Raw genomic sequence first — 11,565 nt, forward strand, 5'->3', positions numbered from 1 at the left:
GGAGATTTGGGACGAATCTGCTGCAAAAACTAAAAGGTGGGGGGTCCCTTGGTGTAGGGCAGGCAGCGGTCGGCAGGAAACTCGCGACCGTGATTCACTTTCAGCGCGCGGCGAAGCTGAGCTAGCCAATCGTCGTTGGTGTAGGTGTAATTGGTTACGCGGACGACGAAGATGCCCTCGCACTCGAGGTCGCGCTGGCGGCTGAGCTCATTGTTGGCAGCTTCCTCCGCAGAGAGACCATACTGGCCCCACGTCTTTCCGCGGCCGTCGTACTCAATTCCGACCGAGTGTTCGCGGTTGAGGAAATCCAGTCGAGCGATGCTGACTCCCCGGTAGTTGGTGATCGTCACTTGCTGCTCGAAGCCCTTGATGTTGTTTAGGTACAAAGAGACTTTCACGTCACTTTCGCGGGGGCTCTCGGAGCGATCGTTGACAAGCATTGCAGCTGTGCGGGCACGCTCGATGTTGGCGAAATTCGAGCGGGCAGCGACGGCTTCCGCGAGGTCGGCACGGGTGAGCTTCCCTTTGCGGGCAAGGATGTCGCCAAGGCGGACAGCCTCATAAAGGCCATGCCACCTGGCAACATCAATGACCGTCACCGCCGGGGTAGTTAGGGTGACCTCGATGCCTTTAAAAGGGGTGGTCGTCATGTGGGTATCGGGGATATTTCGGCCATCGGCGTATTTGCTTGTGCGCCCGCGGACCTCGGGGCGGAAGGTCGTCGATAAGAGCATGTGGGGGTACGCCCACATAGCGGCTGCGGATCTGCCCACGAGGTGGCGCCCGCTAACTCCTTGTGCACCAGAAGCAAGAACCGAACGCTGATTTGACCTCAACCCATAAAAATTCCAGGTTGGGTAATAGACACCGCGTGCCAGCCTTTTCATCCTTCCGGCACGGAACCCCTCGATGACGTGAAGGCGCTCGCCGGGTCCCAGTGAGCGGATTAGAAGTAATTCATCCCCCGATTGCATGGACTTAGTTTCGCACGGGTACTACTCCCCCGCAACCGGTAGCTACCCGCAGGCGATGCCGGTAGTGTGGACGGGGCAGTAGCCGCCCGGGTTTTTGCGGAGGTACTGCTGGTGCTCTTCCTCGGCAAGGTAGTAGTCCACGTGGGCGCGGATCTCGGTGGTGAGATCGCCGTAACCTGCCTCTTTGAGCTTGGGGGCGTAGGCGGAGGCGATGCCACGGGCGATCTCGGCCTGCTCATCGGTCTCAGTGAAGATGCATGAGCGGTACTGGGTTCCCACGTCGTTGCCCTGCCTAAAGCCCTGGGTGGGATCGTGGGCCTCGAGGGCGATCTTCACCAACTGCTCGAACGAGATTTTTTCCGGATCGTACACAACCTTCACCACCTCGGCGTGGCCGGTGCGGCCGGTGCAGACTTCCCGGTAGGTGGGGTTTTGGGTGTAGCCGCCGGCGAATCCCACGCTTGTGGTGATTACACCAGGGGTGGACCAGAATAATTTCTCGGCGCCCCAAAAGCAGCCCAGGCCGAATAGGACGTAAGCACCAGGGGAATCAAGTGGAGTGCCAAGGACCGCGTGGGTGCCCGGGTTGGGGAGGACGGGCGTTTTTCCGCCCTTGAGGGCGGACTCGCGGGTGGGCATAACCGGTTCATTAATAAACATAGGGTTACCTTACCCCTGGTCAGGGGCGGGGGTAGAAAAAATTTTTCTGAATCCCTTTACAAGTCCGGATTTTCCCCTATCATGGGGGCCACGTCAACAACCAAGAAAGGACGAATTCATGGCTGATATCTACACCCTCCCCGAACTCGACTACGCATACGACGCTCTGGAGCCGCATATCTCCGCTGAGATTATGGAGCTGCACCACTCCAAGCACCACGCAGGTTACGTCAAGGGCGCCAACGCCGCGCTCAAGGCACTCGAGGAGGAGCGTGCCGGCGAGGCCAACGCCGACAGGATTCGCGCCTACACCAAGAACCTCGCGTTCAACCTTGGTGGCCACACCAACCACTCCATCTTCTGGAAGAACCTCTCCCCCAACGGTGGCGGCGAGCCCACCGGCGAGCTTGCCGAGGCTATCAAGGCAGACTTTGGTTCCTTCGAGCAGTTCAAGGCTCACTTCTCCGCAGTAGCCACCGGCCTGCAGGGCTCCGGCTGGGCAGTGCTCGGCTACGACCACCTCTCCGGCCACCTCATCATCGAGCAGCTCACCGACCAGCAGGGCAACATCTCCGTTAACTTCACCCCGCTGCTCATGCTCGACATGTGGGAGCACGCCTTCTACCTCCAGTACAAGAACGTCAAGGCCGACTACGTCAAGGCCGTCTGGAACGTCTTCAACTGGGACGACGTGGCAGAGCGCTACGCTGCAGCGAAGGCTAAGTAGGTTCTAGAGGTTCTGGCGAACCCGTTAGTTTGTGCGCGGTGCCACTTTTTGTGTTGCTGCGCACTTTTTTATTGCTCTAACTGTGGTGATCACCGCGAGGGCAAAGAGGGGAACCAGGATGATCCCCATGCTCAGGGCGTTCCAGTCGAGGGCGGTGAACAGGATGACGTCCACGGCAAGCAGGATCCGCAAGCCGATGGCCAGCAACGGGGACGAGAGGTTTTTCACGGGGCGGCTCCTTCTTTTTCTGCGGATTGTGCCAGTATAGGTGGTTTATTGTGCGGTTTCGGGGGTTATGGGCAACGTTCGTTTCTTTCCCCAGGGGTGGGTGTTGCTTGGTGTCGGAACGAAAGTTCTTGTCTGACGTATCGGGGGCACCCTGTCTGTGCTGTGTTCTACTCTTGAGGCCATGAGAACGAAGGCCCTGGTACCCGTCATGGCGTGGTTTGTCGCGGTCATTGTGCTGGCGGTTACGGCGCAGCCCCGCTGGTTTGTCATCCACGCGTTCACGCTGGGCGCGGTGACGACGTCGATTGTGTACTGGTCGCAGTATTGGACGGACAAGTTCATGCGGCAACGCTCTGATGCTTTTCGACGCTGCGTTGCCCTCAATGCGTTCATCCTGCTCATGTTCGTGGGCCAGGCTGTGGAGATGGTGGCGCTGCTCGGCGTGGGCGCTGCGGGGGCTGTCGGGGTACTGGTGTACCACGGGTGGCGGCTGGCGCGGCAATACCGGCGCGGGCGCCGTTTTTCCAGCTCCGTCGTGGGATACGTGATCGCGGCGGCGTGCTTCGTGGTTGGCGCGGGGGCGGGTGTGCTGCTGGAATGGTGGCCCTCGGACATGGTGCGCGGGGCGCATGTGGCGTTTACGGTGCTCGGGTTCGTGGGGATCACGGCGCTATCGACGCTCGCATTGATGCTGCCGATGGTGTGGCGGACGCAGATGAAGTCCTCGCGGATCGAGGTGGCGATTGCGCTCCTCACGGTGGGTGTGGTGATTGTTCCCCTGTCTGCGGTGGGGCTCGTTGTGTATGTTGCGGGCTGGCTGTGGGCTGCCGCCGGGTGGGTGCGTGAGATCACCACCGTTCTGCGGGACCCACGCGACCGCGTGGGATATGCGGCGCTGACGATGGCGATGTCCATCGTGTGGCTCATCGGCGGGCTGGTTACATATGCGTTTTCGGGTGTGGTTCCGACGGAGGCTCTGGTCATCGGGTTCATCGGACAGCTGCTCATCGGCTCCATGAGTTTCCTGCTGCCCTCGCGGATGGGTGGCGGGCCCGGCGCGGTGCGGGCCGGCATGTACGCGCACAACCGCGGGGCGTACTACCGGGTGGTGCTCACGAACTTGGGGCTGCTCGTGGGGTTTCCGGTGCTGGCGGTGGCGTCGTTGGCAATGTTCCTGCCGGCGCAGTTCGTGTCGAGGCGGGAGCAGCAGGCGGTTATCGCAGGCGAAGCGGAGAAGCCGGACTCGGCGCGCTATAACCCCTGGTGGCAGGTGGCTGGTGGCGTTTTGACGGTGGTAGCCGTGTGGGCGCTGACGCTGTAAATATACTTTCAGGTTTCGGCAGTTTTACGAATTGTTGAAAGTATAGTTTCAGCAAAATTGTCCGCAAGTCTGCTTTTATAACCTTTTAGAACTTTTAGAACTCAGCTCCTATCAGGCGAAATCCTCCTTTGACCACTCCTGGTTGCGGATGTACTCACGTAGATACGGTAATTCAAAATCCACGTAACCGTAGCTGGGAGCCGCAATGATTCCCGCTTCTATGAGGCGTGCGCGATAAACGCTCACATACGACGCGCCAACGCCAAGACGGTCCGCGATGTCTGACGTGCGGGTTGGGCCGTCGTTGCGCGCCATGACGGCGAGGAACTGGCGATCTTTCCCGGAAAGATCGGCAAGCGCGGGTTCGTGGACGAGTTGGCCGAGCTTTCTGCGTGCTACGGGGAGGCTCCGAGCGACTGAGGAAGCGGTAATGGCGTTACCTTCCCTGCAAAGGAATGCCTCTTGACCGACGAGCTGAATCATAAAGGGGTAGCCGGCACATGCCTTTACGGCCTGGTCAAGTGCGGCTGGTTCCCAGGAAAAAGCGAGATCAAGCAGTGGTTCTTCCAGGGCCCGGCGTGATTCGTCGTCGCTAACCAGACCGAGCTCGATCATATTGGCGCGGCGAAGGAAGGTGACGGGATTAGAGCCAGCGTCGCTTGCCAATAGTGGTTTCACCGCACTGGGAATGCCTGCCATGGCGACGGCGATTTCGCGATCTTCTCGAACTAGGTGTTGGATCGTGGTGCCAAACTCGATGACCTCGTCACGTTGAGAGTGGTGCAGCTCATCCAGCGTGATGAAGACACCCACGGGCTCTTGCCCGAGGTGACGATCGATTTCCGACTGCAGGGTGAGGAGATCGGTCAACGCTGCTCTAAGCGTCAGCTTTGGCGAATGCTTCTCCGCATCTTCCAGGGTCACACCAAATCCATGTGGGAGGGAGATGCCACGGATGCGCGTCCTACTGGAACGCAGCTGTTCAACCGCGATCTGGTACGCGGCGTCGCGAATCCGCTCGATAAAACCGTGCGAAGCGGTTTCCGAGATCACCCACCACGAGTGCGAACGCCCGACCTCCTCGAACTTATTGAGAAGCACAGTCTTGCCAACACCACGCGGTCCCGAGACGAGGGAGATCCGCTCGTGTGTCCCTGGTCCATTGCGAAGCGCTCGGTCACACTCTTCGATCTCTTCTTCCCTACCAACCAGCATGGGCGGGTTCGCACCAAGGGTCGCTCTGTACGGATTACGAACGAAATTCATGCCCCTAGTGTAGCCGACTTTTATAACCTTTTATAACTTTTAGAACTTTTATAACTCCGCTGTGACCTGCTGTTTTAGGGGTTAAGATCGGGGATTCCCGGCGCGCCCTGGGCGAGCCAGTGGCGGACGGCGGCGGTGGCGCGGCAATCGTCACGGTTGTAGCGGAGGAGGCGGTCGCGCTCTCTGGCGCGGTAGAGCTCGATGGACTCCTCGCCGTCGACACCTTCTTCCTCCCAGGTGAAGCCCGCCAGCGGGGCGATGACCTTGAGGCCGAGGCCGTTAGATCCGACGAGCTGGCTCTTCACCAGCTTGAAGACGTCGATCCACTGGCCGGAGGAGATGAAGGCATTGACCTCCTCGACAGGGGGCACGCCGGGGTAGCCCGCGAACTTCTTGGCGGAGGTGCGCAGCCAGTGGTTTTCTCCGCCGGAGGCGTAGCAGAAGGCGCAAAAGGATGGCGAAGACGCGCGCATCTCCATGAGGTAGGACCAGAACTCGGCAAAGTTGCGGGCCTCGGACTCGCCGCCGAGCTCGCCCCAGGTGACGAAGGGGCGGTAGGTGTGTTGGTCGTACGTGCCCCAGAGGTACACGCCGTGGTTGAGGTAGGCTTCCATGTCCACGTCCACCTCAACGTCGAAAAGCGGGGCGGAGGTAGGAACCTTCCGTAAGGCGGGAACCCCGGCGCGCCACGCGGCGGCGAGCCGATTGCCGGACGCAATGAGCGCGTCGACCGTGTGGATGCCGCGCTGCATGTAAGGGCGGGCCTTATCGCCGGAGAGGAAGAGGGAGATGTCATCGCGGGCTTCGAGGATTTTCTGGCAATCGAACCAGAAACGGCAACCCTCGCACTCCTTGACGCGACGGGGACCCGTGGGTTCCGGGGTGGCAAGGGCGCGGTCCGTGGGCACCGCAAGGGGGGCAGTCTCGATGATGGCGCAGAGGGCGAGATCCTGACCTGTGACAAGGGCGATGCCCGAATCGTGACCCAGGCGGGCGAGCTCACGGTCCGCGAGACTCACCCGATACCCATCGAGCGTATGGTGACGCGGGGCAAGCTTCGCCGTGACCGGCTTACTCAGGCCAACCCGCTGCGTGGCGACGACCTTGGTCTGCGCCTTCGCGGGATAGAGAAGCTTATGCGTGCTCATGACCAGCGGAGCGTAGGCACCGTTCCAGCGGACGAGGGCCTCGCAATCCATGTACGGATGGGTGATGACCGTCGTCTGCGCGGCCATGAGCTCGAGGGTATCGAAGAAATCCCCATTGGCGTCTGCGCGGGTGAAAACGCCACGGTCACCGATCGCCTTCGTGTACGGGAGAAGCCTGACGAGCTGGTCAGCAGCCTGCTGCCGACGCTCGTGGCGGGCCTGGGCCTCCGGCGGGTACGACGCATCAGGGAACCGGCGGCGCTGCACACCTTTAAACCGGCACCCCACCAAATCCGAGGCCTGCACCATGGCTACATACTATATACAACAGGTAAGGTGGAGGGGTAACACCGACGAATCTTTAAAGGAGCACCCGTGGGACTTTTCGGAGCCATCCGCAAGGCACGTGCAAAGACCAAGGCTGAGATCAAAGCCGCAGAGGCCCGCGCCAAGGCCGATTCCAAGAACGAGCTGAAGCTCAACAAGCTGCTCATGAAGCACGAGAAGAACCTGGCGAAGCACAACGCCAAGCTGGAGAAGAAGCGCTTCAAGGAAGACACCAAGCTGGCCAAGCAGGAACTGGCGAAGATCCGCGCCGGCCGCTTTAACAAGGACACCGTCAACCGCTACGCAGGCGCGCTGCGGGCACTCGCACCCCTGGCGATCCCGCTCATCTACCGCGCCGTCACGCAGTGGCGGGAGCAGAACACCAACCGCCAGGCCTCCCAGCTCGGGTTTAGCGGCGCCGACCTGGCCAGCCACGGCGGGCACGGGGCCCCGCTGAAGGTGCGGATAGATAAGCTGCGCTCGGTTGAGGGTTTGCCTACGGGCTTTAAGAAGGACGTGGACGCGCGCCTGGACGAGCTCGAGCAGGCCGTGGACAACGCCGAGCACATGACGCCCGAGCAGCGCCGCGCCACCCACCGCTCCATCGGCAACGACCTGGACCTCATCGCCTCGCAGATTGACGAGAAGCTGCGGGCTTAAGTTTGTTTTGCGGCCTCCCTTTGGGAGGTCGCTTTTTTCTGTGTGCGGGTTTCTTGTCCGGTTGGCGATTATGGCCGGTTGGCGATTATGGCCGGCTGGCGGGGAGCTGGCGACAAAAGGTAACGCGATGCCGGGTAGCGGTTTCGGCGACCTGGGGTTTCCGCACATCTGCAGCGACAAACCGTTAACTTTTGTCACGAGCGGTATAGGGCCGCACACAAACCTCTCGCTTTGCAGGGTGGCGGGTGTGACGGCTCGGGGTTTCCCGCCCGGTTGGCGAGGAGCTGGCGACAAAAGGTAACGCGATGCCGGGTAGCGGTTTCGGCGACCTGGGGTTTCCGCACATCTGCAGCGACAAAACGGTAACTTTTGTCACGGGCGGTATAGGGCCGCACACAAACCTCTCGCTTTGCAGGGTGGCGGGTGTGACGGCTTGGGGTTTCCTGCCCGGTTGGCGAGGAGCTGGCGACAAAAGGTAACGCGATACCGGGTAGCGGTTTCGGCGACCTGGGGTTTCCGCACATCTGCAGCGACAAAACGGTAACTTTTGTCACGAGCGGTGTAGAGCCGCACACAAACCTCTCGCTTTGCGGGGTGGGGTTTCCTGTCCGGTTGGCGGGCAGAGCAGGCGCCGACAAGGTAGGCTTTAGCTATCCGTTTTAAAAGGAGAAAGGAGACACCATGAAAGCCACCCTGATCATCGTTGGCGGTTTTTTCGCATTCTTGGCCATAATCAGCAACGCCCTGTGGCTGCAGATCGTCTTGGGGATCTGCGCGGTCATCATCTTTGTGGCGGCGTTTACTAAGCGCACGCCAAAAGACGACGTGCGCTAGCCTTCATAGCCGGGGCGATGAGGAAGCGCTAGAGCACTCCCTGCTCGCGGGCGGCGGCGACGGCGGCGGTGCGGGAGCGGGCGTCCAGCTTGTCGTAAATGTGGACGAGGTGGCTCTTGACCGTTGCCTCGGAAAGGAAGAGGACGCGGCCGATTTCCTTATTAGAGGAGCCGGCGGCGACGAGGCGGAGGACCTCGAGCTCGCGGGGGGTGAGGGTGGTCTTGGGGCCACGGACGCGCGTCATCAAGCGGTTGGCGACGACGGGGGACAGGGTGGTGTCGCCCTCGGCGGCGGAGCGGACGCCGGCGATGAGCTCCTGCGGCGGGGCGTCTTTCAGCAGGTAGCCGAGGGCGCCGGCCTCGATGGCGGAGAGAATATCGGCGTCCGTGTCGTAGTTGGTCACCACGAGGACGGCGGGCGGGTTCTTCATCGTGCGCTTGATCTCGGCGGTGGCGTCGGCACCCGTGCGCATCTTGGAGCCCTCGGCACCGGCACCGAAGCGCATGTCCATGAGGATGACGTCGACGTTGCCCTGCTGCGCTGCGGCGATGGCATCCTCGGCAGTGGCGACCTCGCCTACAACCTCAATGTCAGAGGCACTGTCGAGGACAGCTTTGAGCCCCATGCGGACGATTTCGTGGTCATCGGCAAGCAAGACGCGGATCATGACAGTGTTTCATCCTTTCGTTCGTCCCTCATTGTATTGATAATAGGCACCGCGACGCTAATTGCCGTCCCCTGGCCTGGGGTAGATTCTATCGCCAAGGTTCCGCCGACCTCGCGGGCGCGCTCGCGCATGGCGTCGAGGCCGATGTGGCCGAGGCCGCGGGGGCGGGCGGCGACTTGGGCGGGGTCGAAGCCGACGCCGTTATCGACGACGTCGAGACGCACCTCGTCGGGGTCGTAGGTGAGGGTGACAAGGGCGGCGGTGGCCTGCGAATGCTTGACGACGTTGCCGAGCGCGCCCTGGGCGATGCGGAGGAGGGTGGTTTCCGTACGCATGGGGAGCTGGCGGTCCTCGCCCTCGACGGAGATGTTGACGTCGACAGACTCGATGTTCTCGGCGATGCGCTCGAGCGCGCCCTCGAGGTTTGTTTTGGCCAGGGCTGCGGGCTGGAGGGCAGCGATCATGGCGCGGGCCTCGGCAAGGTTGTCCGCTGCGGACTTCTTGGCGATGGCGATCTTCTTCAGGGGCTCCTCCTGCGGCTTGCCGGACTTGATGTCGGCCTCTGCGACGGAGAGGAGCATCTGGATGGAACTTAACCCTTGGGCGACGGTGTCATGGATCTCGTGCGCGATGCGCTGACGCTCGGCGGCCATGCCGGCCTCGTGCTCCGTCTGCGCCAGCTGCGACCGCGTCTTCATCAGCTGGTCAATGAGCTCCTCCTTCTCCGCGGACATGCGCCACATGCGGCGGAAAATGAAGGCGATGCCGATGGTCACCACGCCACCGAGGAGGGGCCCGACGACCGCGCCGACGGTGATACCCGTGGGGATATTTGCGACGATCACGATGCCCGTGGCGCCCAGGATCGCCGCCGTGGACGTGCGCTCATCGAAACTGCGCAGGTAGACGAAGTACAGCGCGGCCACGAGGTACACCGCCGAGAGGTGATGCGGCAGAAGCAGGATCCACAGCGCCGTCAGCCCGAACGCCCACAGGCCGTGCTGGGTGGAATTTAGCTGGTGGAAGAAGTGGTTACCCGCGTAATAGATCGCGCCGAAGGTCACGGCCAGGAAGCTCACCTGCATGAACTCCAGGATCCCGACGGTCAGCGACGTCGCCACCGTCACGGCGAGGAGGAGGGCGGTGATGATGTGGATTCCCACTGTTATATAGGAAAACCCGGGCGCGTGTCTGTTCGTGGCCATACAGGTATCCTATGCCCTATGTTCAAACGGCTTGCCTTTATACCCGTGTTGTTTTTGGTTGGGTGTTCCGCAGAAGAGGTTCCGTCGCAGGCTCCGGAGCCTGTGGTAAAGGAGGTCCAGGCTGAGGATGGGGAGTGCCCCTACCTGGATAGCCAAGCGGTAGCCCAGATGAATGGCCAGAAGGTGCTACGAGTGGGCGTCGACAAGCAATTTGAGGTGCCGGCGTGCCAGTTTTGGTCTTATTGGGAGGAACCGCAACTGACGGTGATTGTGCGGGAGATGGCGAGTGAGGGCGGGGCGCGGGCCGTGGTCGACCACTATGCGCCGGTGGCGGAGACGTCGCCGGCTGAGGAGCCGGAGGGGTGGAGCGGCGGGCGCGGGCCCGTGGAGGGGGGCGCGGTGTATGCCGTGAGCAAGGGGGCGACGGCCGTGGTTGTGCTCACTGACCAGGAACAATCGGTGAAGGCGCAGCTTGTGGCCGAGGAGACGATCAGGAACCTACAGCTCTAGCTCGGCCTCGAGTTCCTCCAGGCTGATTGTCCCTATTTCCCCACGACGAGCAGCCTCAGCTTCCTCCTCGAGTATGCGGATGTATTCCAACTCCGAACCAGTCACGGCCATATTCTACTCCGTGATCGACACATCATTGTAGGGCATGTGCGCCGACACCCAGGGGAAAACAACCTCCATGAGCAGGAAGAACACCGCGACGGCGAGTGCGATCATGAGCAGCGTTTTGAGCCAGGTAGGGCCGGGGAGCGCGCGCCAAAGGTAACCGTACATGTCAAGACTCCATTTCTTGAGGGACGCTAGTGCTGTCCGCGGTTTTGTCCTGGGAGCGGACGTGCACCGCATGGATGATCATGCGCTCCGCGTTGGAAAACTGCGGGTGGCAGGTGGTGAGCGTGACGACAGGGAGCATGTCCGGGGTCGGATCCTCCTCGTCGGTGCCGGGAAGGGCGTGGACAACCGAGTAATCGTCGGGGGTAGTGATGTGGCGGCCCTGGACGTGGCTGTAATCGCCAGTTGTGACGCGCTGTTGGACATCTGGTGGCAGGCAGGATGTGTTCTGGTCGTCTTCGATGGGGAGGACTTTGTAGATCTCCCACGTGGTGCTCGTCTCGATGATGATTGCGTCGCAGGCGTGGAGGTGGCCCAGATCATTAAACGGCGCGCCCTTGCCGACGCGGTGGCCGGCGACCGCAAAATTACCCGGCTGGCCGGGGAGTTCGGAGTCCTCGTAGTGGCCGGGGCCGGCTTTTAGCTCTTCCTCATCCGTGCCCTCGATGATGGCGAACTGGTAATCCGGGCCGAAGGCGGGGATGTAGAGGCGCGCCATGGCCTGGCCAAGCTCCGGGGAGACCCGATGACGAGGGTTCTCCCACCGCTGCGATAGGTTTTGCTCCGCCTGCACCTGATTGCGCTGCGCCTCCAGGTTTGTCCAGTAGGCTTCATAAAAGGCGAACAATAAACAGACGACACCCAGCGTGATGAGCAGCTCACCAAGGAACTGCAGCCAGGAAAATCGTTTTGCCGAGTTGTTCACGT

General features: G+C 61.5%; 14 protein-coding genes. 5 read left to right on the forward strand and 9 right to left on the reverse strand.

Translation table 11 applies throughout. The features are described 5' to 3' along the window. Positions 1 to 29 precede the first annotated feature (29 nt). Positions 30 to 734: a putative endonuclease domain-containing protein gene (locus tag CGLUCO_RS12585; RefSeq protein WP_143336887.1), complete on the reverse strand. Its 705-nt coding sequence runs from the start codon at positions 732 to 734 to the stop codon at positions 30 to 32. Positions 735 to 1,016: 282 nt separating this feature from the next. Continuing rightward, positions 1,017 to 1,634, reverse strand: a complete 618-nt coding sequence (msrA, locus tag CGLUCO_RS12590; protein ID WP_084036405.1) for a peptide-methionine (S)-S-oxide reductase MsrA — start codon at positions 1,632 to 1,634, stop codon at positions 1,017 to 1,019. 118 nt (positions 1,635 to 1,752) lie between these two features. Between msrA and CGLUCO_RS12595 the strand changes: the two genes are divergently transcribed. After that, positions 1,753 to 2,361 carry a superoxide dismutase gene (locus CGLUCO_RS12595; RefSeq protein ID WP_070739860.1) on the forward strand — a complete coding sequence of 203 codons (609 nt, stop codon included), beginning with the start codon at positions 1,753 to 1,755 and terminating at the stop codon, positions 2,359 to 2,361. 24 nt (positions 2,362 to 2,385) lie between these two features. On the opposite strand, the gene CGLUCO_RS12600 is transcribed toward CGLUCO_RS12595, so the two are convergent. Then, positions 2,386 to 2,589 (reverse strand): hypothetical protein, encoded by a 204-nt coding sequence (locus CGLUCO_RS12600; RefSeq protein ID WP_084036404.1) that lies wholly within the window; start codon positions 2,587 to 2,589, stop codon positions 2,386 to 2,388. 181 nt (positions 2,590 to 2,770) lie between these two features. On the opposite strand from CGLUCO_RS12600, the gene CGLUCO_RS12605 reads away from it, so the two are divergent. Then, positions 2,771 to 3,910: a hypothetical protein gene (locus tag CGLUCO_RS12605; RefSeq protein ID WP_084036406.1), complete on the forward strand. Its 1,140-nt coding sequence runs from the start codon at positions 2,771 to 2,773 to the stop codon at positions 3,908 to 3,910. 111 nt (positions 3,911 to 4,021) lie between these two features. On the opposite strand, the gene CGLUCO_RS12610 is transcribed toward CGLUCO_RS12605, so the two are convergent. Together CGLUCO_RS12610 and CGLUCO_RS12615 are read right to left on the reverse strand one after the other, a co-directional pair. Then, positions 4,022 to 5,176, reverse strand: coding sequence for a DUF8462 domain-containing protein (locus CGLUCO_RS12610; protein WP_198481458.1), 1,155 nt, complete (start codon positions 5,174 to 5,176; stop codon positions 4,022 to 4,024). Positions 5,177 to 5,250: 74 nt separating this feature from the next. Continuing rightward, positions 5,251 to 6,633, reverse strand: a complete 1,383-nt coding sequence (locus CGLUCO_RS12615) for a TM0106 family RecB-like putative nuclease (protein ID WP_084036403.1) — start codon at positions 6,631 to 6,633, stop codon at positions 5,251 to 5,253. A gap of 66 nt (positions 6,634 to 6,699) precedes the next feature. On the opposite strand from CGLUCO_RS12615, the gene CGLUCO_RS12620 reads away from it, so the two are divergent. Beyond that, entirely contained in the window at positions 6,700 to 7,311 is a 612-nt protein-coding gene (locus tag CGLUCO_RS12620; protein WP_084036402.1) for a DUF6474 family protein, read from the forward strand. Positions 7,312 to 7,992: 681 nt separating this feature from the next. Then, positions 7,993 to 8,145 (forward strand): hypothetical protein, encoded by a 153-nt coding sequence (locus CGLUCO_RS12625; RefSeq protein ID WP_005388070.1) that lies wholly within the window; start codon positions 7,993 to 7,995, stop codon positions 8,143 to 8,145. A gap of 28 nt (positions 8,146 to 8,173) precedes the next feature. Here CGLUCO_RS12625 and CGLUCO_RS12630 read toward each other — a convergent pair whose 3' ends face one another. Continuing rightward, the gene (locus CGLUCO_RS12630) at positions 8,174 to 8,812 is read right to left on the reverse strand and encodes a LuxR C-terminal-related transcriptional regulator (protein WP_005388069.1); all 639 of its coding nucleotides are present in this window, start codon (positions 8,810 to 8,812) and stop codon (positions 8,174 to 8,176) included. Further along, entirely contained in the window at positions 8,809 to 10,017 is a 1,209-nt protein-coding gene (locus CGLUCO_RS12635; RefSeq protein ID WP_084036401.1) for a sensor histidine kinase, read from the reverse strand. Before CGLUCO_RS12635 ends, CGLUCO_RS12630 begins: the two co-directional genes overlap by 4 nt. An 18-nt stretch (positions 10,018 to 10,035) precedes the next feature. Here CGLUCO_RS12635 and CGLUCO_RS12640 point away from each other — a divergent pair, with 18 nt between their 5' ends. Continuing rightward, on the forward strand, positions 10,036 to 10,527 hold the full coding sequence (locus tag CGLUCO_RS12640; RefSeq protein WP_005394509.1) for a DUF2020 domain-containing protein: 492 nt from the start codon (positions 10,036 to 10,038) through the stop codon (positions 10,525 to 10,527). Between the two features lie 114 nt (positions 10,528 to 10,641). On the opposite strand, the gene CGLUCO_RS12645 is transcribed toward CGLUCO_RS12640, so the two are convergent. Both CGLUCO_RS12645 and CGLUCO_RS12650 read right to left on the reverse strand, forming a co-directional pair. Next, positions 10,642 to 10,800, reverse strand: coding sequence for a hypothetical protein (locus CGLUCO_RS12645; RefSeq protein ID WP_005394507.1), 159 nt, complete (start codon positions 10,798 to 10,800; stop codon positions 10,642 to 10,644). A 1-nt stretch (position 10,801) separates the two neighbouring features. Next, a complete protein-coding gene (locus CGLUCO_RS12650) occupies positions 10,802 to 11,563 on the reverse strand; it encodes a class E sortase (protein WP_084036400.1) in 762 nt (253 codons plus the stop codon). Positions 11,564 to 11,565 lie beyond the last annotated feature (2 nt).

Origin of the sequence: Corynebacterium glucuronolyticum DSM 44120, from assembly GCF_030440595.1 — a bacterium.
Classification (GTDB): Bacteria; Actinomycetota; Actinomycetes; order Mycobacteriales; family Mycobacteriaceae; genus Corynebacterium; species Corynebacterium glucuronolyticum.

Excerpts from the sequence above, each read along its gene's own strand:
- CGLUCO_RS12585 (WP_143336887.1), bottom strand. The coding sequence starts at position 734 with ATGCTCTTATCGACGACCTTCCGCCCCGAGGTCCGCGGGCGCACAAGC.
- msrA (WP_084036405.1), bottom strand. The coding sequence starts at position 1,634 with ATGTTTATTAATGAACCGGTTATGCCCACCCGCGAGTCCGCCCTCAAG.
- CGLUCO_RS12595 (WP_070739860.1), top strand. The coding sequence starts at position 1,753 with ATGGCTGATATCTACACCCTCCCCGAACTCGACTACGCATACGACGCT.
- CGLUCO_RS12605 (WP_084036406.1), top strand. The coding sequence starts at position 2,771 with ATGAGAACGAAGGCCCTGGTACCCGTCATGGCGTGGTTTGTCGCGGTC.
- CGLUCO_RS12610 (WP_198481458.1), bottom strand. The coding sequence starts at position 5,176 with ATGAATTTCGTTCGTAATCCGTACAGAGCGACCCTTGGTGCGAACCCG.
- CGLUCO_RS12615 (WP_084036403.1), bottom strand. The coding sequence starts at position 6,633 with ATGGTGCAGGCCTCGGATTTGGTGGGGTGCCGGTTTAAAGGTGTGCAG.
- CGLUCO_RS12625 (WP_005388070.1), top strand. The coding sequence starts at position 7,993 with ATGAAAGCCACCCTGATCATCGTTGGCGGTTTTTTCGCATTCTTGGCC.
- CGLUCO_RS12630 (WP_005388069.1), bottom strand. The coding sequence starts at position 8,812 with ATGATCCGCGTCTTGCTTGCCGATGACCACGAAATCGTCCGCATGGGG.
- CGLUCO_RS12635 (WP_084036401.1), bottom strand. The coding sequence starts at position 10,017 with ATGGCCACGAACAGACACGCGCCCGGGTTTTCCTATATAACAGTGGGA.
- CGLUCO_RS12640 (WP_005394509.1), top strand. The coding sequence starts at position 10,036 with ATGTTCAAACGGCTTGCCTTTATACCCGTGTTGTTTTTGGTTGGGTGT.
- CGLUCO_RS12645 (WP_005394507.1), bottom strand. The coding sequence starts at position 10,800 with ATGTACGGTTACCTTTGGCGCGCGCTCCCCGGCCCTACCTGGCTCAAA.